Genomic DNA, 24900 nt, shown 5'->3' on the forward strand with positions numbered 1-24900 from the left:
GACGCTTGGGAATTCCAGCAGCGATTGCCATTCTCCGGAAATTATCCTTTGCCTTTCTGAAGGCTGTTTATTGTCCGGACCATATTTGCAGAACCACGGAAAGAGAACCACGTGAACCGGATGATTGATCTTGTTGCGGATCTCGGAGAAGGATTCGGCGCCTACACCATTGGCGACGACTCGGAGCTCCTGGAGATCGTCTCAAGCGCCAATATCGCATGCGGGTTCCACGCGGGCGATCCGGACATCATGGCAGCAACCGTTGCCGAGTGCGTCCGCCGCGGAGTCGGCATCGGAGCACACCCGAGCTTTCCCGACCTGCGCGGCTTCGGTCGCAGGGACATGGGCCTTTCTGCGAGCGAGGTCCAGAACGATGTCTTGTACCAAATGGGTGCCCTGAACGGCTTCGCGGCCTTCCACGGCACCAAAGTGACCCACATTGCTCCCCACGGACGCCTGGGCAACCTGGTAGCCGTCCGTGCCGACTACGCCAAAGCCGTCGCAGAGGCAGCCGCCCGCGTGGACAACGAGCTCATCGTCGTGGCGCAGGAAGGTGAACTCGCCAAAGCCTCGCGTGAAGCAGGGCTGGATGTAGCGATCGTAGGCATTGTGGATCGCGCCTATCAGGAGGACGGCACGCTGGTTCCCCGCAGCCAACCCGGTGCGGTCCTCCACGACCCCGCAGAAATCGTGGAGCGGACCCTCCGCATGGTGGTCGAAGGCAAGCTCCGCTGCGCCAACGGCGTAGACATGGACATCGACGTCGATACCGTCCTCCTGCACGGCGACAACCCCGGCGCCGTGGAACTCGCCCGCCTGATCCGCTCCGAGCTGATCGCAGCCGGTGTGCGCATTGCTCCGCTGGCCGAGGTCATGGACGCCAAGAGGAAGGCGGCCTGACATGTCCGTCCTGACAGTGGCTCCTACCGAGATCTACGAATCGGGTGATTCCGCGCTTCGGGTGGTTGCAATCTCGGCGGCCAGCGAAGACAACTGGCTGACGGTCCACCGCCTGGCCGACTGGCTGGAAGACTGCGGTGCCGAGGGCCTCCATGCTGCGGTTCCCACCTACGACTCCGTGCTGGTTGAGTTCGATCCCGTGATGGTGTCCGCCGGCCAGATGCGCGCCTTCGTCAAGCTTGGCCTGGGCGAACTCGGTCGGTCCGCAGGTTCTGCGGCATCTCCCCGTGAGTTCGACGTTCCCGTGGTCTACGGCGGCGAATTTGGCCCGGACCTGGAGAAAGTCGCCGAATACCAAGGCATCTCCACCGAGGACGTCATCCGCCTCCACACCGAGAAGACGTACACCATCCGTTGCCTGGGCGCACCCGCCGGTTCCCCCATGATGGACGGGCCGGCGTTCCCCAAGCCCGTGCCCCGCTTGAAGGATCCGCGGCTCAGCGTTCCTGCCGGCGCCGTCTCGGTTGCCGGCCGCCAAGCCGTCATTGCCCCGGCAGTGGCACCAGGTGGCTGGTGCGTCATCGGCCAGACCCCGTTGACCGTGCTCAACATCCGCCGCGAACCATTGGTCCCCTACAAGCCCGGTGATATCCTCCGGTTCCGCCAGATCGACGTACGTGACTTCCACGCCTTGGCCGGCAACGAACTGGCACCCCGGGAAGCGGAGGCACGGCCATGACCGGCGAAATCCGCATCCAGCAGCCCGGCAATTCGGTGGTCACGGACCTTGGCCGCTTCCGTGGACCCCGTTTCGGGCTCCCCGTGAATGGTGCCCTGGACCAGTACTCCGCTCGTGCTGCCAACATCCTGGCCGGCAACCTGGACAACGAACCCCTTGTGGAGATCACCGCCCTGGACTTCCGCATGACCACCAGCGTGGACATCCTGATCGCGGTAACGGGTGCGCCCTTGACGCTCACTGTCGGTGGACGCCCGTGCAGCCAGTGGGAGCCGGTTTCGGTCCGCGCCGGCGAGTCGGTTTCCATCCGTGGCATCCACAGCGGCCTCCGCGCCTACCTGGCAATTCACGGTTCGGTGGAAGCGGAGACACTGCTGGACAGCGTCGCTCCGGACACGGTGGTGGGCTTCGGCCTGCAGCTCAAAGAAGGCACCACCCTTGCCACCAGGCGCACCGTGGGTCCGGTGCGGCAACCCTACTTCGATCTCCCGCTCTTTCGGTTGGGCCTAGAGCGTCCCAGCATGGGACCCAACCTGTTGGTCGACGTAACCGACGGGCCAGACGTGACCGAATTCGGTGAATCCGGCGAACTGCTTTTCTCCTCCGAATACACCGTCAGCGGCCGCAGCAACCACATCGGCCTTCGACTTGGCGGCGAACTACCGGAAAGAACCTCAAGCGGCGAGGTACTTTCCCGCGGTGTGCCAGTGGGCGCCGTCGAGGTTCCCTCCAGGGAAGAATTGCTGGTCCTGCACCGCGGACGCGGCGTCACCGCCGGGTACCCGGTCCTTGCAGTAGTCACCAGCAACGGACTGGATGCCCTGGCCCAAGCGCGGCCGGGGGACAAGCTCCGCTTCCGCAAGACTTCGGTGGCAGACGCAACTGCCGCCCATCGACGCTCGCGGGCGCAGCTTGAAACCCTCCGCGAATCCGTCACCACCGTTTTTGGACTCCTCGGCATTGGATGCCGGCCCCAATGGCAGGACCTGCCGGTTGCGGCATGCAGCTGAAGAACCTGTCCTCGTAACCCGTAGGCGTTGCTACGTTCATCCCCAGTAAGGAAAAGTCATGACCGCACCAGCAAATGCTGCGCCGGAGCAGCATGAGCGGCTCACAGGCCGCCAAACCCGCAAGGTTGTCACCGCAGGTTGTGTTGGCATCTTCGTGGAACTGTACGACAACGGTATTTTCGCCTTCATGGCGGGAACGCTGGCGCTCGTGTTCCTGGCCCCCGGAAACCCGGACAACGCTCTGCTCTTTGTGTTCGCGGGCTACGCGGTCTCCTTCTTCGTCCGTCCGCTCGGCGCCATCGTTTGCGGCTACCTCGGCGACCGGATCGGCAGGCAGAAGCTACTGGTGTTCGTGATCATGCTGATCAGCGTCGCCACCGCTGGAATCGGCTTGCTCCCGCCCTATGCGGCCATCGGCATTGCTGCCCCCATCCTGTTGGTCCTCCTGCGCCTGGTCCAGGGCTTTTCCGTGGGCGGCGAAGCTGCCGGCGCCATGACCTTCCTCGCTGAGCACGCCCCCGAAGGCAAGCGCGGCATCATCACCTCCTACGCCCAGATCGCGTCCTTCGCGGCACTGCTCACCGGTACCCTGGTTGCCTACGCCATGTCCCCGTGGCTCACCCAGGCAGCGATCGACGGCGGCGGCTTCGGTTCCTTCGCATGGCGCATCCCGTTCCTGGTCGCCATCCCCATGGGCATCATCGGCTGGTACATCCGCAAGGCCATCAGCGACACCCCCAACTTTGAAAAGCTCAAGGAAGAGGGCGGGCTTTCCAAGAACCCGCTCAAGGAAGCCCTGGCCAGCCCGGTCCACCGCCGCGCCATGCTCCTGGCACTCTTCATTCCGCTGATGAACGGCTCCGGCTACTACGTCCTCTTCTCCTACATGCCCACGTTCCTCAAGGGCAAGCAGCTCAACTTCACCATCGGCGAAGCCCTGCTGGTCACTGCCTGCAGCCTCGTGGTTATCTGCATTGCCATCCCGTTCATGGGCGCCCTGTCCGATCGCCTGGGACGCAAGAAGGTCATTGCCGGTTCGGCCATCGCCATGGCTGTCCTTGGCATCCCGTCCTACGCGCTGATCGCCACCGGCCAGATGGGCCTCGCCATCCTTGGTGCCTGCATCATGGCCGTCATCTTCGCTGGCCACACCGCTGTGATCCACATCCTGCTCGTGGAACTTTTCCCCACCCGCGTCCGCTACTCCGCCTACGGCGTGGGCTACAACATCTCCTCGGCACTGTTCGGTGGTACCGCACCGCTGCTCATGACCTGGCTGATCAGCAGCACCAACAACATCTACATGCCGGCCTTCTATGCAGTGGTCACCGCCTTGGGCACGCTCATTGCGGTCAGCACCGTCAAGGACCGCGCGCACGAACCACTGCGCGACGCCTAAGTATCTACAACCGGCGGGTGCTGTCGCTGAGCGATGGTGCCCGCCCCTTTTCCCACCTTTTTGGAGGATCCCATGTCATTTTCCGACTACACCACCGCCCTGGTCACGGGTGCGTCCACCGGTATGGGCGCCGCGATCGCTGAGCGCCTGGCCAAGCGCGGCCTCACGGTCCACGCCGTGGCCCGCAACGAGGAACGCCTGGCCGAACTGGCCGAGCGCACCGGTGCTGTCCCGCACGTGGTGGACCTGACCGACACCGCAGCGCTGACCGCCGCCGTCGGGGACCTCAAAGTGGACGTACTGGTCAACTGCGCCGGGGTGTCCCGTCCCGGGAACATCCTGGATTCCTCCGAACAGGACATCGACGAACTGGTGGACGTGAACCTGCGCGGCCTGCTCCAGCTCACCCGCCTGGTCCTGCCGGGCATGGTGGAACGGGACCTGGGCCACGTGGTCAACATCAGCTCCATCGCCGGGCTGTACAACTTCTACGGCCACACGGTCTACCACGCCACCAAGGCCGCGGTGCACCAGATCTCCCGGCAGCTGCGCAACGACACCGTGGGCAAACGCATCCGCGTCACCGAGATCTGCCCGGGCCGGGTGGAGACGGAAATCTTCGGCCGGAACATGGGCGGCTCCCCCGAGGCCATGGAAGAGGCCTGGAAGACCTACTACGAAGGCTACGAATCCCTCACCACCGACGACATCGTCAACGCCCTGGACTACGCGATCGAAACCCCGCGCCACGTGAACGTGGGCATGCTCGAGCTCATGCCCACCTTCCAGGTCCCCGGCGGACTCACCTTCGACCGCCGCTGAACCCGTCCGGCGCTGAACCCGTCCGGCGCTGAACCCTTTCCGGCGCTGTCACTTTCCAGTGCAGCGCTCCCACAGGTTCCGGTGGCACACACTCCCGTCACCGGAAAACACAAGCTGGCGGCCGCGTCCCACGCGGCCGCCAGCACCCGTATTACCACCCGCATAAGCACCCCGAGCCAACCCGCAGACCGGGTTTGACGCGCATTCCGGGGTCAACTCGCATCCGCGCTGAATGAAAGTCACAGCATGAGAAGGGCACTGTGCCTCGCTGACCGCAAAGACTGGGACGCAGAGGATTTCGACAACCTGGATAACAACCGGCAGGAACCCCGCCGGCAGCAATTCGTGTGCCTCGCCTGCGGAGGCAAGGCGATCTTCCGCTCCGCAGGAAACACCCGCAAAGCAACGTTCAGCGCGCGGCATCTCTCCGATTGCTGCCTGAACGCCCGGGCTTGGACCGTGTTCCGGTACCTGCAGTAGGCGCGCTGCCATGCCGCCCGCCAAAAAACCTCGGCGGGTGGTTCAGCCTGCTTCGGGCGTTTGGGTCAGGTGGTGCGTGGGGATCCGGTCCCGGTCATAGGTGATTTCGGTGTAACCGTGGGGCTGCGGACGACCGTCAGCGCCGAGGTTCACAAACACGATTTCCTCGATGGTCAGGATGCTCTGGCGCGTGATCATGTTCCGGACTTCGGCCCGCATGGTCAGTGATGTCCGGCCAAACTTCTTGGCGGTCAGGCCCATCTCGATCAGGTCGCCCTGCACGGCGGAGCTGACGAAGTTGATCTCCGAGATGTACTTGGTCACGGCACGGCCGTTGCCCAACTGGAGGATGGCGTAGATCGCGGCCTCTTCGTCGATCCACTTGAGCAGGCTGCCACCAAAGAGCGTGCCGTTGGCGTTGAGGTCCTCGGGCCGCACCCATTTGCGCGTCCGGAAGGTAATGTCTGCTTTTTCCATATGCCGAGATTATCGAAGTGTGCGGACGTGCGCCGGATGTTGCGTCTACATGCTCACCCAACTGAGTCGCAGTTGGGGTCGTTCCCAGCACTGAGAACGACCTCAAGTGCTACTCAGATGGGGCGTCCTAGGCCATGGCGGTGTGCGATGCGCTGTGGGAGTCGATTCGTTTGGAATAGCAGTACGAGTCGCTGACCCCGATGTACGGCCCAAAATTGGGTACCTCCGCAAAGCCGGCGCTCTCGTAGAAGCTGCGTCCGTCCGATTGTGCAGATCCGGCTTCGGCCGCAATGACCGTGAATCCGTGCGAGTGTGCCTGCGCCTCAAGTGCCGCAAGGATGGAACTGGCCACCTTCGACCCCCGGGCGTATGGCACCACATAAAGTCTCTTGATCTCGGCAGTGCGTTCATCGAGCATTCGAAGGCCGCCGCATCCGAGTGGCTGGCCTGAGCATTTCTCGTAGGCAACCACGAACACGGCCGTATCTGCTTCGGACGGCGGGGGACCCGGTTCGTGATCCGTGGTTCCGAATCGTGAATCCAGCTCTGCCTGCTGGGCCGCACGGAGGTCCGCGCCCACCGGATTCGCCCAGGTGACCTGCCGGATGTTGAGCCGGGGATTAGTCTGCATGTGTGCCTCACTTCGCTTTGGTGCCGCTGAGGTGTTGATGCGACTTAATCCTAGGAAGCAGCGGTTACCGCCGTGTTTCCTGTGCGTAAGCTTCGGGAGAACTGCAGTGGACGGCTACCACCTCGTCTTGTGGGGCCCGCTCTAAGCCGCATGCGAGCCACCACGCCCCTTCCAGAGCCGCACGGTTGTTGTGGTGCCCGCACTACACACCGTGCGAGCCACCTGAGCCCCTTCGAGAGCCCGCACGGTTGTTGTGGGGCCCGCACTGCGCCCCATGGAAGGGTCTTCGCACGCAAAGCAGACCCCGCAACGCGGTGTGGGGGTCAGAATGCTTCTCCGGTGGGGTCTTCTGTGGTCTGGTCTGCCAAAGCCAGTCCGCCCACGGGGATCTGGTCCCAATGCAGCACACGCCAGCCATTCTTCGGGTCGCCCTCAAGAGCGACGATTCCCGTATTCGGCAGCTGATGGGTTTCGGCGAACAACGTATCTATGTCTTCGGCCCTTCGTCCGGCCCAGCAACGGATGGCGGCGCCATGGCTGATGATTGCCGCCGTCGCATGACCTGCAGCGGCCACCTTTTCCACCGACGCGTCGAACCTGGCGAAGAAATCATGTCCTGTGAAGGCCCCCGGCATCCGCACATCGAGGTCACCGCTGCTCCAAGCGAACACCGTGCCCATGTAGCGCCTGTGCGATTCATGATCGGTCTTCTTCTCCAGCGCACCGGCCTCGATCTCATGGACACCATCCAGGATCTCCGGTTCCAGCCCAGTCGCCTTGGCCAGGGGAATTACAGTGCGCTGCGTGCGGAGCAGCGTGGACGTGTACAACGCCTCGATTGACTCGTCCTTGAGCGCCTCCGGCAACGCTGCTGCCTGCCGTTCGCCCAGTTCGGTGAGCCCTGGCCCGGGAAATGCCGTATCCAGCTCACCCGCGACGTTGCCGGGGGTCTGTCCGTGCCTGATCAACAGGAGCTTCATGGCTGCTCCGCTCCTCACTAGTAGCCGGGTTGCCGTACCGTGGTTCGCGTTCCCGCGATTCCGAGTCCAGCCTAGCCTTCGGCTGTGACACCCAGCCCACCACCCCGTGCCACTCAGCAGATCCCCGAGGTTCGCAAATCTCCCGGCAACCCCGGGAAGTTGCAGCTATTTCACTGCAATTTTCGGTGCTGACTGCCGTCCCGGAGCGCCTTGAAGCCGCAGCGGCGGGCAGGGCACCAGCCCGGCCGCCGCCGTCGTTCGATTCTTCTTAGCCGTCCGAATCCAGTTACTGGAGGTGATCCACCAGCTTGTCGGCAATGCCCGTGTACTTACCCGGCGTGAGCGCAAGGAGACGCGCTTCGGCGTCGGCAGAGAGGCCCAGGCCCTGAACGAATTCCTGCATGCGGGCTGCATCCACGCGCTGGCCTCGAGTGAGGTCCTTGAGGCGCTCGTAGGGGTTCTCCATGCCGTCGACGCCAGCGATTGCCTCTGCACGCATGACCATCTGAATGGCCTCGCCCAGGACTTCCCAGTTGGTGTCGAGATCGCCGGCGAGAACATCCTCGGCGACGTCGAGGGCCTTCAGGCCCTTGGCGACGTTGGAGATTGCCAGGAGCGAGTGGCCGAAGGCAACGCCAATGTTGCGCTGCGAAGAGGAGTCAGTGAGGTCGCGCTGCCAGCGCGAGGTCACCAGCGTGGCGCCGAGGGTGTCCAGGAGGCCGTTGGAGATCTCCAGGTTGGCTTCGGCGTTTTCGAAGCGGATCGGGTTGACCTTGTGCGGCATGGTGGACGAACCCGTGGCCCCGGCAACCGGAATCTGGCGGAAGTATCCGATGGAGATGTAGCTCCAGATGTCCGTGCAGACATTGTGGAGGATCCGGTTGAAGCGGGCGATGTCCGCGTACAGCTCGGCCTGCCAGTCGTGGCTTTCAATCTGCGTGGTCAGCGGGTTCCACGTGAGGCCCAGGCCTTCCACGAAGGACTTGGCGACGGCTTCCCAATCCGCGCTGGGCACGGAAGCGACGTGAGCCGCGTACGTGCCGGTGGCTCCGTTGATCTTGCCGAGGTACTCGGTCTTCGCGATGCGGGCGAGCTGGCGGTTCAGGCGGTGTGCGATGACCGCCAGTTCCTTGCCAAGGGTGGTGGGAGTGGCGGGCTGGCCGTGGGTGCGCGACAGCATGGGAACGGTCCGGTTGGCTTCAGCCATTGCCTGGATCTGCTGGACAAGCGCGGTGGCGTTCGGGAGCCAAACGTCCTCAACGGCCCCCTTGATTCCCACGGCATAGGAGAGGTTGTTGATGTCCTCGGACGTGCAGCCGAAGTGCACCATAGCGGTGAGGTTTTCGATGCCGATGGCGGGGAGGCGACGGCCGATGTAGTACTCCACGGCCTTGACGTCGTGCACTGTAACGGCCTCGATCTCGGCGAGTTCGTTGACGGAGGCGGCGTCGAAGCCGGTCACGATGGCGCGCAGCTTGGCCACCTGGTCATCGGAGAGCGGACCTGCGCCCGGCAGCACGGACTGGCTGGTCAGGTGGATGAGCCACTCGACTTCAACGTGAACGCGATCGCGGTTGAGGGCGGCCTCGGACAAGTAGTCAACGAGGGGCGCGACGGCGGCACGGTAGCGGCCGTCAAGGGCACCAAGGGCGAGGGGTTCGGAAGCGAGGGACACGCGGGGGGATTCAGCCATGGTTCCTATTCTTTCATGCTCCCAGCTTGGGGCCGGAGTTGGTGACGGCGCTATGTGGATACGGCTTGCGTTATCCACATAGCCGAGCCGGCGCCTTATGGCGTTGCCCGCCCCCTCCGTAGCTTCGAAGTATCGATCAACACCACAACCTTTGGAGTAAACGGACCATGAGCGTCGGCTTGATGCCTGCAGCCACCCCGCCCACCTTCGATCCCCTGGAGTGCGCCTCACGTGGCCACGAAGTCCAAAGGCTGGCATGGCGCATCAAGAAATGCGTGGATGACGTTGACGCTGTGCTTTCCAGTCTGCGGCGGGTGCAATTGGATGATTGGCAATCCCCGGCCGGAAACCAATACAGGACCACGGTGGCAGTTCATGCCTCCGCCCTCATGCGCGCACGCGAGGCCCTGGACGATGCCGCGGCCACGGTGCTTCGCCATTCCCGCAACGTAGGGGCCTCAGATAGGGCTGGCTACTGATGTCTGATGCAGCGCCCATCGGTGCAGGATCCGCGCCCGAACCTGCTCCGCCGGTGCCGGACGGGATCCTTCGTATACGAGGTGGTGTGGGAGGAATGTCCTTCCAGCTCGACGAGCTCCTCCAAGGTGCCGCGGTGCTTGACCAACTGGCCCAGAGGCTTGGCAGCGTCGAGGTCGAGGCGCAGCGGGTGCAGGATGCATTGGAGCCCTTCTTATACGAGTCCTATGCCTCTGGATGCGCCGCTATTGATGCCGTGGCGGAAAGCAGGAAGGGGATTGCCGGCGTCCGTGCGGACTTGGCGGAGGTCAGCCGGGACGTCAGGGCCAGCAATCAGGCCTACGAGTTCGCCGAGGCCAAGAACGCACTGCTCGCCCGGACAGGGCTGGACCCCTGGAAAACACTGGGCCTGGAGAATACGGGCGGGTTCAGCTTGCGGGACACGACGGAAAACGTCATCGCCTTGGTTCTGTCAGCGGCAATGAATGTGGGCCAAGGCATGGTGCCCGGAGCGGCACTCGCTGTGGGCGTCATCCCCGGACGATCGGACGCCGGCAGCGCCTTGCGTGACGTTCTGGCGTTGCCAGGCACAGAGAAGTTTCGGCCGCGTCCGGTGAAGGCCGAACAGATTGGACAGGGAATGGAAAACGTGGATCCGTCCATGGCGGCAAACCTGAGAAGGCTCGACGAGATCCACGCCCGCGGTAAGGGGGAGATCGAGATCATCGAAGTTCACAATGGTTCCGCTAGCACCTGGATGGTGTTGATCCCCGGGACAGAACCGGAAAAAGCCAACATGGGTGGTGCCAATCCCCTCGATGAGGCCGGAATCGTCGAGGCCTTGGGCTACGGGTCCAAAGACGTTATCCCTGCCATCACCCAAGCGCTTCACGAGGCAGGAGCGGAAGCAGGAGACCAGGTTGTTGCGGTGTCCCACAGCCAAGGTGGAGTGCACGCAATGAACCTCACGCAGGACAAGGCGTTCCTCGCGGAGTTCGACCTCAGGTTTGTCCTGACGGCCGGCGCTCCAGTAGGGGGCGTTGTCGCTGAGCCGGGGATCAGCACCTTGCACCTGGAACACGCCGATGATTGGGTCCCCGGCTCGGACGGTCAGAAGAATCCGGACACCAAGGATCGTGTCACGGTAACCCTCACCAACCCCGCCCGCACACCGCCCGGGGAGGGGTTTGGCCTTGGTCCGGGGCACCGGTTGGAGACGTACGCCGTGGGAGCCGAGGAGATTGCCCGCAGCCAGGATCCCTCGCTTGTGGCGTCAGCGGGGGCGTACGCAGGGGCCGTTGGCGCTGGCGGAGCTGCGACGGTCACCAGGTTCAGGTTGGTTCGCGATGCCATGCCTGAGAGGGTGCACAGCGATCCAAAACCCAGCGTGAGGCAGAGCAAATCCGAGGCCGGTACAAGGTGAGCCCCGCACAGCGGGCTCTGGGCGCAACCACTGATGACGCAGCGGTTGGCGAGCCAGGGAACGTGGGGACAGGGGTGGACTTCTCTTCACCCCTGCGGGCCCTAGCGCTTGCCGGTACCCGGGATGAGGCCGGCCACCATGCTGACGATGCTGATGATGATGGAAGCCAGGATGGCCGTCCAGAAAAACGAGTCGATGGTCAGGTGCACGGGCGTGAAGCTGCTGAGCCAGGCTGTCAGGTACAACATGGCTGCATTGATCACGATGGTGAACAGTCCAAGGGTCAAGATGGTCACGGGCAGCGAGAGGATCTTCACCAGCGGCCTCACGAACGCGTTGACTATGCCGAAGATCAACCCAATGAAGAGGTATGCCAGGACGATGCCCACTGTGTCTGCGTTATCAGTCAGTCCCGCATTCGTGGCGGCCTTTTCCGTGGCCGTCGTTGAGATTTCCAGGCCCGTCAGGAGCCAACTGGCCACCCACAAGGCAAGTCCATTGATAATGACGCGAACGATGAAGGAACCCATGCGCCCAATGCTTCCATATCCAGCTGTGTCCGGGCTGGACTCCACGGATTCGTGGCTGGCGCGGGAACCCGAACGATCGGTCTGGTGCCGGCATTGGAGGGCCCCAATCGAGGGGTGGGTGCCAGTAGGCTTGAAGCCATGACTACTACTGACAACGTGCCGGAGGGCGTACTCCCCCGCCCTGTCGTGGACAGGCTTCCGAAGTACGCCGCGGGCAAACCCCCGGCTCCCATTGAGGGCCTCACCAGCTACAAATTGTCGTCCAACGAAAATCCGCTTCCCCCGATCCCTGCAGTGTTGCAGGCCATCGCGGACCAGGCGGACATCAACCGCTACCCCGACCCCCTGGCAAGCAAGCTGCGGAACGCGCTCGCCGACTTCCTGGACATCCCGGCAGACGACGTCGTCACCGGTGCGGGAAGCCTGGGAGCGTTGAACCAGATCCTCACCACATTCGCCGGTCAGAATGATGACGGCAAGGCAGACGAGGTGATCTACGCCTGGCGTTCTTTTGAGGCATACCCCATCTGTGTTGGCCTCGCGGGCGCTGCGAGCGTGCAGATCCCGTTGCTCGACGATGGCCGCCATGACCTGGACACCATGGCGGCGGCGGTCACGGTGCGGACCAAAGTGATCCTGCTGTGCACTCCGAACAATCCAACGGGCCCCATCCTCACCGCCGAGCAAACCGAGCGCTTCATCCAATCGGTGCCGCCGAACGTGGTCATCGTCATCGACGAGGCCTACCAGGAATTCGTGCGTGATGCGGCGGCCGTGGATGGCATCAAGTTGTACCGGAAATATCCGAATGTCGTGGTTCTCAGGACGTTTTCCAAAGCCCATGGACTGGCCGGGTTGCGCGTCGGCTACAGCGTTTCCGGTCCGCTGCTCACCCAGCACTTGCGTGTCACTGCTACGCCATTCGCGGTTTCCCAAATTGCTGAACGTGCGGCAATCACTTCCTTGCAGCATTTCGACCAGGTTGTTGGAAGGGTACAAAGCCTGGTGGATGAACGGGACCGCATCACCAGTGGCCTCAGGGAGCTCGGTTGGTTCGTTCCCGAGGCGCAAGGAAACTTCGTTTGGTTGAATTTCGGCGAGCACAGTGGCGAATTCGCGGCCCTTGCGGCCGAGCAGGCGTTGTCCGTGCGGGCCTTCGGCACCGAGGGTGTCAGGGTCAGCATTGGAGAGGTCGAAGCTAACACCCGGTTCCTCGCCCTCTGTGCAGGTTATACAAAGGCACCGCTGGGTTCCTAGTGGTTAACAAATGCGCCTTCGCTACTTACTGCCTATAAAGTAAGGACCGAAAGCCAAAATATATGCCTATTCAGGAATGCATTCCTGAATAGGCATATATCCCCAGCGACAGACATTGCCCGGTCAATGGCCGCAGCAAGCAAGGAGACGGAATGGGCTCGACACAACTGCCCCCTGGGGCCGAGGAAACTCTGGCGGCAACGTCGGCGGCAGTGGCCGCCAACGATTCCGTGGAGATGGTCCAGTTGCTCGGCCCCGACGGAAAGCTGGGGGCCGATCCGGTCTTCTCCGACTACGCCAAGCGGATCGACCCCGAGAAGCTGCGGGTTTTTTACGCTGATATGGCCAAGATCCGGCGCTTCGACCAAGAAGCCACCGCGCTCCAGCGGCAAGGCGAGCTTGCCTTGTGGGTGCCGTTGACCGGGCAGGAAGCTGCCCAGATCGGCTCGGGCCACGCGAGCCAGGCCCAGGACTACATCTTTCCGACGTACCGCGAACACGGCGTCGCGCTGGTCCGGAACGTAGACCTCGCGGAATTGCTGAGGCAGTTCCGTGGCATCTCCAACGGCGGCTGGGATCCTCGCCAGAACAACTTCCACCTCTACACCCTGGTTCTCGCGGCACAGACGCTGCACGCGGTGGGCTACGCCATGGGAATCCAGCGCGACCAGAAGTTGGCTGCGGATTCAACCGACCCCAAGGCCGCCGTCATCGCCTACTTCGGTGACGGCGCAAGTTCCGAGGGTGACGTCCACGAGTCCATGGTTTTCGCGGCCTCGTACGACGCTCCCGTGGTCTTCTTCTGCCAAAACAACCACTGGGCCATCTCCGTACCCACGGAAGTCCAGACCAAGGTGCCGCTGGCCAACCGGGCGAAGGGCTACGGCTTTCCGGGCATCCGCGTGGACGGGAATGACGTCATCGCTGTGCACGCTGTCACCGAATGGGCGCTGGAGCATGCGCGTGAGGGCCGCGGTCCCGTGCTGATCGAGGCCTACACCTACCGGCTTGGTGCCCACACCACGGCTGACGATCCCACCAAGTACCGCGAGTCGGCTGAGGAAGCCGCTTGGCGCGAGAAGGACCCGCTGGATCGCCTGGAGAAGTACCTGCGTTCCGAAGGACTTGCCGACGACGCTTTCTTCGAGCAGGTCAAGGCCGACGGCGACGAACTCGCCACGTACGTCCGCGAAACCACCCACGGGCTGGAAGTACCGAACATCCGGGACGCCTTTGCCAACGTGTACGCCGAGCAGCATCCGCTGATCGCGGAAGAACTGGCCTGGTTCGAGGAATACTCGGCAGGTTTCGAAAGCGACGAGGAGGCAGCTAACTGATGGCAACCATGACCATTGCCAAGGCCATCAACGAGGGCCTGCGCGCTTCCCTCAAGAGCAACCCCAAGTCCCTGTTGATGGGCGAGGACATCGGCCACCTCGGCGGTGTCTACCGCGTCACCGACGGCCTCATCAAGGAATTCGGCGAAGACCGCGTCGTCGACAGCCCGCTGGCCGAGTCCGGCATCGTCGGGACGGCCATCGGCTTGGCGCTGCGTGGCTATTCGCCGGTCTGCGAGATCCAGTTCGATGGGTTCGTCTTCCCGTCGTTCAACCAGATCACCACCCAGCTTGCCAAGATCCATGCCCGGAGCCATGGCCAGTTGACCGTACCTGTGGTCATCCGGATCCCCTACGGCGGCGGTATCGGCTCGGTGGAACACCACTCTGAATCGCCTGAGGCACTCTTTGCCCATACGGCCGGCCTGCGCATCATCTCGCCGTCCAACCCCCACGACGCTTACTGGATGATCCAGAAGGCCGTCGAATGCCAGGACCCCGTGATCTTCTTCGAACCCAAGCGTCGGTATTGGCTCAAGGGTGAGGTGGACGTTGAGAACGCAGGCCTTTCCGAGGATCCGTTCAAGGCACATGTGATCCGCGAGGGCACGGATGCCACCATTGTGGCCTACGGTCCGCTGGTACCCGTGGCGCTGGCTGCTGCCAATGCCGCGGCGGAGGACGGCCGCAGCATCGAGGTCATCGACCTCCGCTCCATTTCCCCGCTGGACTTCGACACCATCGAGGAATCGGTCAAGAAAACCGGCCGCCTGATCGTTGCCCACGAGGCACCCACTTTCGGCGGCATCGGTGGTGAGATCGCAGCGCGCATCACCGAGCGGGCCTTCCTGCACCTTGAGGCTCCCGTGATCCGCGTCGGCGGCTTCCACATGCCCTACCCGGTGGCGAAGGTCGAAGAGGATTACTTGCCGGACATCGACAAGATCCTCGAAGCACTCGACCGCTCCCTGGCCTACTAAACCGCCCTGATCCAGCCCGCAACTGCAGGGCGCACGGAAAATCCGAGGACCACTGTGACTGTAAAGAAATTCAACCTGCCGGACGTTGGCGAAGGCCTCACTGAAGCCGAGGTCGTGGCCTGGAAGGTCAAGCCCGGCGACACCGTTGCAATCAACGACGTCCTGTGCGAGATCGAGACCGCTAAATCGCTGGTAGAGCTGCCTTCGCCTTTCGCCGGCACGGTTACGGAGCTTCTTGTCGAGGAAGGCGTCACGGTTGAGGTGGGGACGCCCATCGTGGCTGTCTCGGACAACCAGTCGGGCGACGCAGCTCCGCAGGCACCGGTGCCCTCGGCTGAGGAGGACTTCACCCCGATTCACGGAAAGCTGTCTGCGGACCCGGCAGTGACGCCCACGTACGGCAAACTGCCCGCGGATTCCGGCGACGCCCTCGCCGGCGGTCCGCTGGTAGGTTCCGGTCCAAAGGCCGACGCCGTCAAGCGCCGCCCGCGCAAACGCCCGGCTGCTGCTTCGGCTGGCTCGGTCCGGGTGGACGAGAACGCCGAAGGCACCGTGCAGGACCACCAGTCCGTCCTTGAAGCCCAAGCAGCCGTTTCGTCGGTGACGCACAGGCCGCACCCGGCTCCCGCCGTCGTCCGTCCTGCTGCCCCCGCCCAAACTGCCGCGGCCCAAACTGCGCCGACTCAAACCGCACCGGCACAAGCAGCACCGGCGGCGCAGAGCCAGCCCGAAGCCCAGCAGCCGGCATCCCGCGGCGCTGCGATCAGCGGAACCATCAGCGGATTGGTGAACAAGGTGCTGGCCAAGCCGCCGGTGCGGAAGTTTGCCCGCGACCTCGGAATCGACCTCGCCGACGTCGTAGCCACCGGGCAGCGTGGTGAGGTGACCCGGGAAGACCTGGTCAGCTATCAGGCACAGCGGGACGCGGAACTGGACCAGGCAGACTCGTTCTGGGGCGCCTCCAAGAAGCCGCAGGACCAGCGAATCGAGCGCGTACCAGTGAAGGGTGTACGCAAGGCGACGGCTAAGGCCATGGTGGATTCGGCTTTCACGGCGCCGCACGTCAGCATTTTCGTGGACGTCGACGCGAGCCGGACCATGGAATTCGTGAAGCGCCTCAAGGCTTCGCGCGATTTCGAAGGCATCAAGGTTTCACCGCTGCTCATCCTGGCCAAGGCAGTCATTTGGGCGGCAGCGCGGAACCCCAGCGTGAACGCCACGTGGGTGGAAAACGCCGACGGTAACGGTGGCGCTGAAATCCAGATCAAGCACTTCATGAACCTTGGCATTGCCGCGGCCACGCCGCGCGGCCTCATGGTCCCCAACATCAAGGATGCCCAGGATCTCTCCCTCAAGGAGCTCGCCTTGGCACTCAACGATCTGGCTACAAAAGCGCGTGCCGGAAAGACGCAGCCCGCCGAAATGCAGGGTGGCAGCCTGACCATCACCAATATCGGTGCCCTGGGCATCGACACGGGAACGCCCATCATCAACCCGGGTGAAGTGGCGATCATCGCGTTCGGCACCATCAAGCAGAAACCGTGGGTCCTTGACGGTGAGGTGATTCCGCGCTGGATCACCACTCTGGGCGGTTCCTTCGACCACCGCGTGGTGGATGGCGACCTGTCCGCGCGCTTCATGGCGGATGTCGCCGCGATCCTGGAAGAACCGGCGCTGCTGCTTGACTGACCGCAAGGCCACTGCAGTTTCGATAGTTACTGAGCCACAGCTCGTCACGGGAACGTGGCGGACTGTGGCGCGGGTGTTGACGGAGGTCTTCCAGCCGCCGGTGGTGGTGAGCGTCCTCCTGCTGATCAGCCCGGCCATCGAACCCGGTTTCCCTGGAACCATGTGGTTTGGCTTGTTGGCCGCTTTCTTCGTGTGTGTCCTGCCCTTGGCCTACGTCCTGGTGATGGTGAAACTGGGCAGGATCACCGACCATCATGTCAGCGATCGTCGCCAGCGCACTCCCTTGCTGCTGCTTGCGCTGGCCTCGGTGGTGGTCGGCCTCCTGGTGCTCCAATGGCTGCACGGGCCGGTGAGCATCGCCGTCATGATCATTGCCTTGATTGGCGGGATCGGTGTCTTGGCCGTGGTCAGCGCCTTTTGGAAGATGAGCGGGCATGCCTCGGCTATCTCATCGGCGGCTGTCATCGCCGTATTCATGTTTGGACCGGCCTGGATGCCGTTGTTGCTGCTGATCCCGGCTGTGGGCTGGTCCCGCGTGGTGCTGCGGGCCCACACGTTGGCGCAAGTCGTTGTGGGCTCTGTTTTCGGCGGCGGCGTCATCGCCGGCCTGTGGCTGCTGCTCAGCGAGTGGATGCTCTGACCCGGAAGACGCTTTAGACAGCAAAGCCGCCTTAAACAGCAAAGCCGCCGGATCCCCGGCGGCATTCTTGCTGGTCCTGTTGGAGCGGCGCTTAGAAGGCCGGGTAGTTGACCAGCAACGCTTGGAGTTCCGAGGTGGACATGTGGTTGGCCATTTCCACGCTGATGCCCATGGCAATGGCTGCAACGGTGAGCATGGCAACCAAGGCTACGGAGAGGAAGCGCCAGTCCTTGCGGAAGACGCTGCCGATGGTTTCCGGCATTTCAAGCTGCGGAGCGATGAGGTTGGGGGCGCTGTCCCAGGAGCCGTCGTCGAGGAGCGCAATGATGCGGTCGTTGCTGCGGTCGAAGTGCATGGTGCTGATGTTGTTGCCGTGGCGGGCAAGCAGGATGTCGTGTCCGACGCGCTGACGCGGCTGCAAAGTAAGCAAAGAGAGATCCCCTGAAATCGAAAGAGTGGTGGTGGCTCACGCCATTGGGGGCATCTCAATTTTATAACGGTTGCTTGTGCGAACTTGTCCAAAAGACGCCAAAAGCCGGGTGAGGCTGCCCACCCGGCGGCGTGATTCGGATCGCTTAAGGTTCGTCGGTCTTGGCGATGTAGACGTCGCAGGGGGCGTTGTGGGCCACTGTGTTCGCCACGCTCCCCAGCACCCGGCCGAGGCCCTGCATGCGTCGGTTACCCACCACGATCAAGGCGGCGTCAAGGACTTCGGCTTCCTTGACCAAGGCTTCTCCGGGCTTGCCCCGCGCCGAGGAGTAGGTGACTTCAAGCCGCTCGTCATGCAGCTGTTCGGCCACGGCGCGTGCCACTGCTTCAGCTTCGGCGGCATCTGAGACGATCCAGCGGTCGGTACCGATCTCCACCACTTCGGTCCTGTTGCTGTCGAAGGCGCTGACCACGCGAAGGGAGGCGCCCAGGCCGATGGCCAGTTGCTGGGCGGCTTTGGCTGCCCGCAGCGCGGTTTCGCTGCCGTCGACTCCTACAATGACAACTCCGGTCATAGCGATGCTCCTTCATTGCTGGCTTGGATGGCCTCTGCGAGTACAGGGGCCAGACGACGTACGCCTTCGGCAATCGTAGCCGGAGGTACCGCGCTGAACGCGAGGCGAAGTTTGTTGGAAGGCCCGTCGGCAGGGACGAATGCCGCTCCGGGTATAAACACCACGCCGGCGTCGATGGCCTTGCCCAGCAAGGGGTAGGTGTCCACGCCCTCAGGCAGCGTCACCCAGACAAAGAAGCCACCATCGGGGCGGGTCCACGTCAGCCCGGAGGGCATGTGCTCGTCCAGGGCGGAGAGCAGGGCCTGGCAGCGTTCGGCGTAGAGGGAGCGGTAGGTGTCGATCTGGCCGCGCCAATCGTAGTCACGGAGGTAGGCCGAAATCAGCATTTGGTTCAGTGGCGGTGGGCACAGCGTCACAGATTCGGAGGCCAGGTAAAAGCGTCGCTGCAAGTGCGCAGGAACCAGTGCCCAGCCAATCCGCAGGCCGGGCGCGAAGATCTTGGAGAACGAGCCGAGGTAGATCACGTCGTCCGGGTTGGCTGCGCGCATGGGTGCGATTGGATGGCCGTCGAAACGCAGCAGGCCGTACGGGTTGTCTTCCAGGACCAGAATATTCGCGTTACGGCATATATCTACGATCCTCTGCCTGCGCTCTTGGGCCAGTGTGATGCCGGAGGGGTTGTTGAAGTTGGGGATGGTGTAGAGGAACTTGATGTTCTTGCCCTCTGACTGGAGTGCCGCGATCCTGGCCTCGAGAAGCTCAGGCACCAAGCCGTCGTCGTCCATTTCCACAGGTTCCACCTGCACCTGGTACGCCTCGAACGTATTCAAAGCGCCCACGTACGTGGGGTTTTCCACCAGGACAACATCGCCCGGGTTGCAGAAGACCTTCGTTGCCACGTCCTGGGCCGACTGGGACCCGGCGGTAACCACCACATTCTCCGGCGCCGCGTCGGTGATGCCCTCGGCGGCCATGACCTCGCAGATCTGCCGGCGCAACTCCTCGGTACCTTGTCCGCCGCCGTACTGCAACGCCGTCATACCCTCGTCGGCGATGATCCGCGCGGCAGTCTCACCGAGCTTTTCCAAGGGCAGCGACTGTAGGTACGGATTCCCGCCCGCGAGGGAGACCAGCCCAGGCTGCATGGAGATGTCGAAGACATCCCGCACGGCGGACTGCTTGATGTTGGCGGCCCGCGCGGAGAACAATCCCTCGTGCGGGTGAGCGGCTGTTGCAGCACGCTCGATGGCGTCGATGGCTTCAGCGGGCAGTGAGGTGCCGGCATCCAATGTTTCGTGGGTCACAGTGTTCAGGATACTCCCGAAGGTTGCTAATGAGGCAACATATGTTTTCAAGATCTCTTCCGAATCCGGGAGACCGGCTTTACGGAGGCGCGGCCAAGGGCTGGAATGTACTCATGACATCGAACCGGGGATCCGTGACCAAGGCCGAACACTTCCACAAACTCCACGATGCCGGGCCAACTCCGTTGGTGCTGGTCAACGTTTGGGATGCGGCCTCGGCACGGGTTGTCCAGGAAGCGGGGGCAACGGCGATCGCCACGTCAAGTTCCGCCGTCTCCTGGAGTTTGGGGTTCCGCGACGGGGACCACGTGCCGTGGGGCCTTGCGATGGCGGCGCTGGGTCGCGTGGTGGGCGCCACCAGCCTGCCGGTGACAGCGGACATCGAGACGGGTTACGGCCGCACTGACGATGAACTCCGTGCCACCATCAACGCCGTGCTGGATGCCGGAGCAGTGGGCATCAACATCGAGGATTCCGCCGAGGAGCCTTTGACGGACATCGCTGAGCAGTCGCGGCGCATCGCCCTGATACGCGCCACGGCGGACGACCGCGGGGTCCCGCTGTTCATTAATGCCCGCACCGATACCTATCTCTCGGGTCTCTTTACCGGGAATGCGTACGACGAAACCCTTGCGCGTGCCGAGGCCTACCTCACGGCGGGAGCTGACGGGATTTTTGTCCCCGGCGTGGTCGATCTGCACGTCCTTCACGAGCTCTCCAGCCATATTCCAGCACCCGTCAATGCTCTGGCGGGCGTCGGGGCGCCATCGCCTTTGGAACTGCACGACGCCGGCGTCCGTCGCGTCAGCATCGGCGGAAACACAGCCAAGGCCGCCTACGCCAAGGTTGCGCGGGTGGCCAAGGAAATCCTCGGCGACGGCAACTGGGCGGGGTTGGCCGGCACGCGCAGCCATGACGAGATGGATTCGCTGTTCTCGCCGGGGCCCAAGTACAGCATGTGACACGGCCGCGGAGCCAGTAAATGTACGACGGCGGCACCCGCCATAATGTCGGACCCCACCTATAGCTTGGGTTGAGTAAAGGGAAAGGGCAGAGGAGGGCCGAATGGCAAGACGCAGTGTGCAGTTTTGGCGCATTGAGCAGCTCAACGGAGATGCCCTCACCCGGCCGTTCCCTGCCCGGCGCGTTGCCGACGTCGTCCGGAAAGCCCGCGAGGATGGCACCGACCGCCACTTCACCTGTTCCGATGGCACGGTCCTGCTGGCCCAAACGGCGGCAGTCTCGCCGAACCCCGTGTTATTGCTGGACCGGGTACGGGATACCAACCTGCCCAGCGTCGGCGATGCCCTTGGTCGTCGTAAACCCCTGCCGTTGGCTCCCGGAGACCACCTTCTTGAAACCACTTATTTCGCCTTCCTGAAAAGGAATGTCATCGCTGTCCTCACCAGCGGCAACGGCCCCAGGGCTTCGCGCATGGGGGAGTACCTGGGTGGGATGCTCGGACTGGAGCCCGCGCTGGTTCCTGTGGTCCGGGAGGACATTGAGGAGATCCTGACACGCTTGGAGGTGAGCCGTTTCGAGTTCGCCCTTCCGGCCGAACGGTTGTCCGGGAAGTTGATGGAAGGCGAATGGGCCGACGTCCTGGACAGCGCGTCCCGGCTCGTGACCGAAGGCACGTTCCGGATCTCATTGAGTGTCGGGCGGTCCGGCAAGGCCGAGGACAAGCAACGGATCCGCGACCGCATCCAGCAGCTCATCGACCTTTTCCGGCGGGCCGGTTCCGTGGAGCACTTCGATTACGTGGTGGCCGAAGGCAAGGACTCACTGACCGGAGACCGCGAGGTTGTGGATCTGCTCAAGGAACGCTTCATCTCGCACATCGACGTTGATGCGGACGTGTTCAACGATCCCGCCAAGTCAGTGGCCGAGGCCGTTGCCATCCTGAACAAGCAAGCCCTGGATAATGAGGCCTTCTTCGCCCGAACCCTCCCCGACACCAAGGGGGTGCCCGACAACGGCGCGGTGCCGGACCTCGTGGCTGGTGGAATGGTCGCAGTCCGGGCGGCCATGGCCGCCGCGGTGGCCAGCCGGGAAGAGTCCGAGTCCCAGCAAGAACCCAAGTCCCGGGAAGCGCAAGGCGGTGCGGGCCATGAGCTTGTACGAGGTTGACGTTGAGCGGACTGGGCGACGCCGGACACTGTGGCGGTGGTTCCTGCTTCATCCACGTGCCGACTACGCCTGGGCCACCCTGGCGGTCCTCTTGTGGCTCGCCGCAGCGTTGGTTTTCCGTCAGCCACTGATCCTTGAAAGCGTTGGACCCGGGGCCAGGCGAACCCTCTTCCAGACGCTGGCTACCCTGGCCGGTGCCACAGCGGGGCTGACACTGACCAGCGTTTCCATGCTCATCAACGTCCTCGGCAAGAAGGCCGCGCCCGGACAACGTGAGCTGCCGTTGGAGAAGCTCACGGCCACGCACCGGCGCCAGATTGGCGAGGTGTTCCTTTTCGCTATCCCCGGTCTCGGTCTGCTGCTGGTCGTTGCACTGGCAACCCTGGTACTGGAGGGCGATGCGCCTACCGGCCTGTGGATCCCCGAGGCCCTGGTCTTCGTGCTGGCATTCGCGTCCGCCTTGTCCTTGCTGCGCGTTGCCTGGGCCCTCCGGCGTGTGCTGGCAATAGCCACGGCCTGAAGCAGCCCTGGGCCTGCGGCGTTCCCGCCCCCACCAAGCTCAGCGCAGGCTCAGCGCAACGTCCAGCGTCATCCCGTTGATGTAGATTTCCGCCCGCGTCGCACCGCTGGCCGACACCACCGTGTGGGTCAACTGGGCTTCGATCCGTGGAATGTCGCACACGCCGCCTGGTCGAAGGGAGCCGGTCAGGTTCACCACCACCGTGGATCCGCTGACGTACCCGGACACGAACTGCAGGGAGGACGCAGCGAGGGCATCGTAGAGCGCTGCGTCGTTATCCAAAGGCATGCCTGCACCCAACAGCCGGCCGAGTGCCACGGTCAACGGGTCGCCGGGGGCCGCTGCGCTCCGCACGGCAACCAGGCTGTCATTGCACCCGAACCGCACTCCCCGGGAGCCGCCGTCGTTGATGGCTACGTAGTAGACGGCCGGGCCGAGGTCCGCCGGAGGCTGTGCGGCGGCCGCACGCGCGGCTGGAGCCACAGCGCCCTGCGACGTGCTCGGCGCGGACGTGGCTGGCGTGGAAGCGGCCGGGGCGGACGAGGCCGGGGATGTTGATGGACCGACGGCGGCACCCGGCGTCGGCGTGCTGGTTGGGGTGCTGGATGTGGTCCCTGTGCCAGGTCCGGAAGCCGTGGATGCAGGGGACGGAGTGGTGGAAGCGGGTGCGGATTGTCCGCTGGCCGGCGATACTGACGATCCGCCGGTCGGGGTTGTTGGCGTCGGTGAAACGATCGGATCCAAGGGGGAGGGGAGGCCCGGAGACGGTACGGCGGCAGCCGGGGAAGCAGTGCCAGTCAAAACGCCGCCGCCCGGTGAAGCCTCGGGCGATGGCGTGCAACCAGCCACCCACAAACTGGCCATGAGGCAGGCAGCCGCGATCGCCGTCGTACTTTGCAGTCCCCGCCCGGCACGCATGACAGCCCCACGCTCCTGTCCGTTTACCTGTCCTCCAACGTTAGGCCGCCCTAGCGGCGAGGAACATGCCTCTTCGGTGTCGGTTCGGACAAGAGTTGGTTACGCCGGGGAATGGAAATGCCCCCGTTCTGCCTGGGGCAAGCAGGCGGAACGGGGGCAAGAAAGGGGGAGCCTTAGGCGGCGACCTCTTCTTCCTGCACGGCAGTCAGGGGCTCGAAGATTCCCTTGATCTGCTCAACAACCTCGGCGTCGTCCTTCGGGTGCAGTTCGGCGAAGCGGATCATGGAGCCCGGAACGGCCAGCTTGACGTCCTCCAAAACCTTGGCGCCGGCGATGCCCACAGCCTTGCGGGCTTCGTCCTGCGCCCAGACGCCGCCGTACTGGCCAAAAGCGGTTCCGACGACGGCGGTCGGCTTGCCGGCGAGGGCGCCGGCGCCGAAGGGGCGGGACAGCCAGTCGATGGCGTTCTTGAGGGAAGCGGGCACGGTGCCGTTGTGCTCCGGAGTGACAAGGAGGATGGAGTCGGCCTTGGTCGCGGCTTCGCGCAGGGCGGCGGCTTCGGCGGGAACCTGGCCTTCGACGTCGATGTCTTCGTTGTAGAACGGGATGCTGCCCAGCGAGCCGTGGATCTGGACATCGACGTCCTCCGGGGCGTTCAGCTGGATGGCTTCGGCGAGCTTCTTGTTGTGCGAATCAGCGCGGAGGCTGCCGACGAGGGTAAGAACAGTGCTCTTGGACATTGGGTTCTCCTTGGTGAGTATTTGAGCCTTCACCGATACTAAACGGACCGCGGTCCGCTTTCTATTCCCGGGTCTAGAATGTTTCTTGTGAGCTTCATCCCAATGCGGCCCGACGTACCCCTCGGGGCGCCCCACGAGCGCAGTGATGCCGCACGGAATCGCGAGCGGCTGCTCTGTGCTGCCCGCGAGTTGGTGGATGAATTCGGGGCGGAAGCGCTCACCATGGATGCGCTCGCGTGCAAGGCGAAGGTGGGCAAAGGGACGGTCTTTCGGCGATTCGGCAGCCGGTCCGGCCTCATGATGACTCTCCTCAGCGACTCTGAATCGGAGTTCCAGCGCGGCTTCATGTTCGGGCCGCCGCCCCTTGGGCCCGGCGCGCCGCCCAGGGATCGGCTCGTTGCTTTCGGCGAAGGACGCATCTACTTTGTCCTCGAAAACGGGGACCTATGGAAAGCTGCCGGCGCTTCGACCAGGAACCGCTTCGACGTTCCGGCCACCGTGCTTGCCCATCGACATATCGAGGTCCTGTTGCGCGAGGCGGGCGTGCCGGACCCCTGGGTGATGGCGATGGCCCTGATCTCCGCACTGGACCCAGAACGCATCGTCAACGATGTCCGCGTCCATGGCATCTCGCCCAAACGGCTCACTGATTCCTGGGGCGAACTGGTCAGCCGCCTGGTCACCGCCCATTAGGGCCGCGGAACCAGCGGTCGTACCGAAGAAAAGCGCCAGCGTTCACCCGCGACGCACGCCCGCGTTCACCCATGATCCGCGCCCGCGTCCTCCCGTGATCCGCACTAGTGGCGTAACTTGCCGTTTC

At 63.7% G+C, this 24900-nt stretch carries 27 protein-coding genes; 17 read left to right on the forward strand and 10 right to left on the reverse strand.

What is annotated here, in order from left to right; all coding sequences use genetic code 11:
* Positions 1-111: 111 nt before the first annotated feature.
* From ACH488_RS12315 to ACH488_RS12340, 6 genes are all read left to right on the forward strand, one after another.
* Positions 112-900 carry a LamB/YcsF family protein gene (locus ACH488_RS12315; protein WP_397324518.1) on the forward strand — a complete coding sequence of 263 codons (789 nt, stop codon included), beginning with the start codon at positions 112-114 and terminating at the stop codon, positions 898-900.
* Position 901: 1 nt separating this feature from the next.
* Positions 902-1639 carry an allophanate hydrolase subunit 1 gene (locus ACH488_RS12320; RefSeq protein WP_397324519.1) on the forward strand — a complete coding sequence of 246 codons (738 nt, stop codon included), beginning with the start codon at positions 902-904 and terminating at the stop codon, positions 1637-1639.
* Positions 1636-2649, forward strand: coding sequence for a biotin-dependent carboxyltransferase family protein (locus tag ACH488_RS12325; RefSeq protein WP_397324521.1), 1014 nt, complete (start codon positions 1636-1638; stop codon positions 2647-2649). Before ACH488_RS12320 ends, ACH488_RS12325 begins: the two co-directional genes overlap by 4 nt.
* 58 nt (positions 2650-2707) lie before the next feature.
* Positions 2708-4048 carry an MFS transporter gene (locus ACH488_RS12330; protein ID WP_397324522.1) on the forward strand — a complete coding sequence of 447 codons (1341 nt, stop codon included), beginning with the start codon at positions 2708-2710 and terminating at the stop codon, positions 4046-4048.
* A gap of 72 nt (positions 4049-4120) precedes the next feature.
* Positions 4121-4870 carry an SDR family oxidoreductase gene (locus tag ACH488_RS12335; protein WP_397322557.1) on the forward strand — a complete coding sequence of 250 codons (750 nt, stop codon included), beginning with the start codon at positions 4121-4123 and terminating at the stop codon, positions 4868-4870.
* A gap of 246 nt (positions 4871-5116) precedes the next feature.
* On the forward strand, positions 5117-5350 hold the full coding sequence (locus ACH488_RS12340; protein ID WP_397324524.1) for a hypothetical protein: 234 nt from the start codon (positions 5117-5119) through the stop codon (positions 5348-5350).
* Positions 5351-5392: 42 nt separating this feature from the next.
* Here ACH488_RS12340 and ACH488_RS12345 read toward each other — a convergent pair whose 3' ends face one another.
* From ACH488_RS12345 to purB, 4 genes are all read right to left on the reverse strand, one after another.
* Positions 5393-5827, reverse strand: a complete 435-nt coding sequence (locus ACH488_RS12345; RefSeq protein ID WP_397324526.1) for an acyl-CoA thioesterase — start codon at positions 5825-5827, stop codon at positions 5393-5395.
* A gap of 127 nt (positions 5828-5954) precedes the next feature.
* A complete protein-coding gene (locus ACH488_RS12350; RefSeq protein ID WP_397324528.1) occupies positions 5955-6458 on the reverse strand; it encodes a GNAT family N-acetyltransferase in 504 nt (167 codons plus the stop codon).
* Between the two features lie 323 nt (positions 6459-6781).
* Positions 6782-7438, reverse strand: coding sequence for a histidine phosphatase family protein (locus tag ACH488_RS12355; RefSeq protein ID WP_397324529.1), 657 nt, complete (start codon positions 7436-7438; stop codon positions 6782-6784).
* A gap of 286 nt (positions 7439-7724) precedes the next feature.
* Positions 7725-9131 carry an adenylosuccinate lyase gene (gene purB / locus ACH488_RS12360; RefSeq protein WP_397324531.1) on the reverse strand — a complete coding sequence of 469 codons (1407 nt, stop codon included), beginning with the start codon at positions 9129-9131 and terminating at the stop codon, positions 7725-7727.
* 167 nt (positions 9132-9298) lie between these two features.
* On the opposite strand from purB, the gene ACH488_RS12365 reads away from it, so the two are divergent.
* Together ACH488_RS12365 and ACH488_RS12370 are read left to right on the forward strand one after the other, a co-directional pair.
* Positions 9299-9610 (forward strand): hypothetical protein, encoded by a 312-nt coding sequence (locus ACH488_RS12365; RefSeq protein ID WP_397324533.1) that lies wholly within the window; start codon positions 9299-9301, stop codon positions 9608-9610.
* A complete protein-coding gene (locus ACH488_RS12370) occupies positions 9610-11031 on the forward strand; it encodes a hypothetical protein (RefSeq protein ID WP_397324534.1) in 1422 nt (473 codons plus the stop codon). The genes ACH488_RS12365 and ACH488_RS12370 overlap by 1 nt, the downstream gene beginning before the upstream one ends.
* Positions 11032-11132: 101 nt before the next feature.
* On the opposite strand, the gene ACH488_RS12375 is transcribed toward ACH488_RS12370, so the two are convergent.
* On the reverse strand, positions 11133-11561 hold the full coding sequence (locus ACH488_RS12375) for a phage holin family protein (RefSeq protein ID WP_397324536.1): 429 nt from the start codon (positions 11559-11561) through the stop codon (positions 11133-11135).
* Between the two features lie 138 nt (positions 11562-11699).
* Here ACH488_RS12375 and ACH488_RS12380 point away from each other — a divergent pair, with 138 nt between their 5' ends.
* The 5 genes from ACH488_RS12380 (at position 11700) to ACH488_RS12400 (ending at position 17464) form a co-directional block, all read left to right on the forward strand.
* The gene (locus ACH488_RS12380; RefSeq protein ID WP_397324537.1) at positions 11700-12818 is read left to right on the forward strand and encodes a histidinol-phosphate transaminase; all 1119 of its coding nucleotides are present in this window, start codon (positions 11700-11702) and stop codon (positions 12816-12818) included.
* Between the two features lie 152 nt (positions 12819-12970).
* Entirely contained in the window at positions 12971-14155 is a 1185-nt protein-coding gene (pdhA, locus tag ACH488_RS12385) for a pyruvate dehydrogenase (acetyl-transferring) E1 component subunit alpha (RefSeq protein WP_397324539.1), read from the forward strand.
* Positions 14155-15135, forward strand: a complete 981-nt coding sequence (locus tag ACH488_RS12390; protein ID WP_397324540.1) for an alpha-ketoacid dehydrogenase subunit beta — start codon at positions 14155-14157, stop codon at positions 15133-15135. Before pdhA ends, ACH488_RS12390 begins: the two co-directional genes overlap by 1 nt.
* 54 nt (positions 15136-15189) lie before the next feature.
* The gene (locus ACH488_RS12395; RefSeq protein ID WP_397324541.1) at positions 15190-16824 is read left to right on the forward strand and encodes a dihydrolipoamide acetyltransferase family protein; all 1635 of its coding nucleotides are present in this window, start codon (positions 15190-15192) and stop codon (positions 16822-16824) included.
* Between the two features lie 22 nt (positions 16825-16846).
* Positions 16847-17464, forward strand: a complete 618-nt coding sequence (locus ACH488_RS12400) for a phosphatidic acid phosphatase (protein WP_397324635.1) — start codon at positions 16847-16849, stop codon at positions 17462-17464.
* A gap of 91 nt (positions 17465-17555) precedes the next feature.
* On the opposite strand, the gene ACH488_RS12405 is transcribed toward ACH488_RS12400, so the two are convergent.
* From ACH488_RS12405 to ACH488_RS12415, 3 genes are all read right to left on the reverse strand, one after another.
* Positions 17556-17894: a hypothetical protein gene (locus tag ACH488_RS12405; RefSeq protein ID WP_397324543.1), complete on the reverse strand. Its 339-nt coding sequence runs from the start codon at positions 17892-17894 to the stop codon at positions 17556-17558.
* 145 nt (positions 17895-18039) lie between these two features.
* The gene (locus tag ACH488_RS12410) at positions 18040-18468 is read right to left on the reverse strand and encodes a universal stress protein (protein WP_397324544.1); all 429 of its coding nucleotides are present in this window, start codon (positions 18466-18468) and stop codon (positions 18040-18042) included.
* Positions 18465-19772 (reverse strand): PLP-dependent aminotransferase family protein, encoded by a 1308-nt coding sequence (locus tag ACH488_RS12415; protein ID WP_397324546.1) that lies wholly within the window; start codon positions 19770-19772, stop codon positions 18465-18467. Before ACH488_RS12415 ends, ACH488_RS12410 begins: the two co-directional genes overlap by 4 nt.
* A 113-nt stretch (positions 19773-19885) precedes the next feature.
* Between ACH488_RS12415 and ACH488_RS12420 the strand changes: the two genes are divergently transcribed.
* The 3 genes from ACH488_RS12420 to ACH488_RS12430 all read left to right on the forward strand — a co-directional run bounded on the left by ACH488_RS12420 (position 19886) and on the right by ACH488_RS12430 (position 22422).
* Positions 19886-20734 (forward strand): isocitrate lyase/phosphoenolpyruvate mutase family protein, encoded by an 849-nt coding sequence (locus ACH488_RS12420; protein WP_397324547.1) that lies wholly within the window; start codon positions 19886-19888, stop codon positions 20732-20734.
* A gap of 103 nt (positions 20735-20837) precedes the next feature.
* Complete coding sequence (locus tag ACH488_RS12425) at positions 20838-21902, forward strand: hypothetical protein (RefSeq protein ID WP_397324549.1); 1065 nt, start codon at positions 20838-20840, stop codon at positions 21900-21902.
* On the forward strand, positions 21883-22422 hold the full coding sequence (locus ACH488_RS12430) for a hypothetical protein (RefSeq protein ID WP_397324550.1): 540 nt from the start codon (positions 21883-21885) through the stop codon (positions 22420-22422). The genes ACH488_RS12425 and ACH488_RS12430 overlap by 20 nt, the downstream gene beginning before the upstream one ends.
* Before the next feature lie 39 nt (positions 22423-22461).
* Here the strand turns inward: ACH488_RS12430 and ACH488_RS12435 are convergent, their stop codons facing one another.
* Both ACH488_RS12435 and ACH488_RS12440 read right to left on the reverse strand, forming a co-directional pair.
* Entirely contained in the window at positions 22462-23340 is an 879-nt protein-coding gene (locus ACH488_RS12435) for a hypothetical protein (RefSeq protein ID WP_397324551.1), read from the reverse strand.
* A 173-nt stretch (positions 23341-23513) separates the two neighbouring features.
* Complete coding sequence (locus tag ACH488_RS12440; RefSeq protein ID WP_397324552.1) at positions 23514-24080, reverse strand: NAD(P)H-dependent oxidoreductase; 567 nt, start codon at positions 24078-24080, stop codon at positions 23514-23516.
* A gap of 87 nt (positions 24081-24167) precedes the next feature.
* On the opposite strand from ACH488_RS12440, the gene ACH488_RS12445 reads away from it, so the two are divergent.
* Positions 24168-24773: a TetR/AcrR family transcriptional regulator gene (locus ACH488_RS12445; protein WP_397324553.1), complete on the forward strand. Its 606-nt coding sequence runs from the start codon at positions 24168-24170 to the stop codon at positions 24771-24773.
* The last annotated feature ends 127 nt before the right edge of the window (positions 24774-24900 follow it).

It is taken from the genome of Paenarthrobacter sp. NPDC018779 (assembly GCF_044391085.1).
Lineage (GTDB): Bacteria > Actinomycetota > Actinomycetes > Actinomycetales > Micrococcaceae > Arthrobacter.

Excerpts from the sequence above, each read along its gene's own strand:
- ACH488_RS12345 (WP_397324526.1), bottom strand. The coding sequence starts at position 5,827 with ATGGAAAAAGCAGACATTACCTTCCGGACGCGCAAATGGGTGCGGCCC.
- ACH488_RS12425 (WP_397324549.1), top strand. The coding sequence starts at position 20,838 with ATGGCAAGACGCAGTGTGCAGTTTTGGCGCATTGAGCAGCTCAACGGA.
- ACH488_RS12370 (WP_397324534.1), top strand. The coding sequence starts at position 9,610 with ATGTCTGATGCAGCGCCCATCGGTGCAGGATCCGCGCCCGAACCTGCT.
- ACH488_RS12375 (WP_397324536.1), bottom strand. The coding sequence starts at position 11,561 with ATGGGTTCCTTCATCGTTCGCGTCATTATCAATGGACTTGCCTTGTGG.
- ACH488_RS12340 (WP_397324524.1), top strand. The coding sequence starts at position 5,117 with ATGAGAAGGGCACTGTGCCTCGCTGACCGCAAAGACTGGGACGCAGAG.
- ACH488_RS12390 (WP_397324540.1), top strand. The coding sequence starts at position 14,155 with ATGGCAACCATGACCATTGCCAAGGCCATCAACGAGGGCCTGCGCGCT.
- ACH488_RS12420 (WP_397324547.1), top strand. The coding sequence starts at position 19,886 with ATGACATCGAACCGGGGATCCGTGACCAAGGCCGAACACTTCCACAAA.
- ACH488_RS12320 (WP_397324519.1), top strand. The coding sequence starts at position 902 with ATGTCCGTCCTGACAGTGGCTCCTACCGAGATCTACGAATCGGGTGAT.
- ACH488_RS12380 (WP_397324537.1), top strand. The coding sequence starts at position 11,700 with ATGACTACTACTGACAACGTGCCGGAGGGCGTACTCCCCCGCCCTGTC.
- purB (WP_397324531.1), bottom strand. The coding sequence starts at position 9,131 with ATGGCTGAATCCCCCCGCGTGTCCCTCGCTTCCGAACCCCTCGCCCTT.
- ACH488_RS12440 (WP_397324552.1), bottom strand. The coding sequence starts at position 24,080 with ATGTCCAAGAGCACTGTTCTTACCCTCGTCGGCAGCCTCCGCGCTGAT.
- ACH488_RS12335 (WP_397322557.1), top strand. The coding sequence starts at position 4,121 with ATGTCATTTTCCGACTACACCACCGCCCTGGTCACGGGTGCGTCCACC.
- ACH488_RS12330 (WP_397324522.1), top strand. The coding sequence starts at position 2,708 with ATGACCGCACCAGCAAATGCTGCGCCGGAGCAGCATGAGCGGCTCACA.
- ACH488_RS12350 (WP_397324528.1), bottom strand. The coding sequence starts at position 6,458 with ATGCAGACTAATCCCCGGCTCAACATCCGGCAGGTCACCTGGGCGAAT.
- ACH488_RS12430 (WP_397324550.1), top strand. The coding sequence starts at position 21,883 with ATGAGCTTGTACGAGGTTGACGTTGAGCGGACTGGGCGACGCCGGACA.
- ACH488_RS12325 (WP_397324521.1), top strand. The coding sequence starts at position 1,636 with ATGACCGGCGAAATCCGCATCCAGCAGCCCGGCAATTCGGTGGTCACG.
- ACH488_RS12435 (WP_397324551.1), bottom strand. The coding sequence starts at position 23,340 with ATGCGTGCCGGGCGGGGACTGCAAAGTACGACGGCGATCGCGGCTGCC.
- ACH488_RS12355 (WP_397324529.1), bottom strand. The coding sequence starts at position 7,438 with ATGAAGCTCCTGTTGATCAGGCACGGACAGACCCCCGGCAACGTCGCG.
- ACH488_RS12365 (WP_397324533.1), top strand. The coding sequence starts at position 9,299 with ATGAGCGTCGGCTTGATGCCTGCAGCCACCCCGCCCACCTTCGATCCC.
- ACH488_RS12410 (WP_397324544.1), bottom strand. The coding sequence starts at position 18,468 with ATGACCGGAGTTGTCATTGTAGGAGTCGACGGCAGCGAAACCGCGCTG.
- pdhA (WP_397324539.1), top strand. The coding sequence starts at position 12,971 with ATGGGCTCGACACAACTGCCCCCTGGGGCCGAGGAAACTCTGGCGGCA.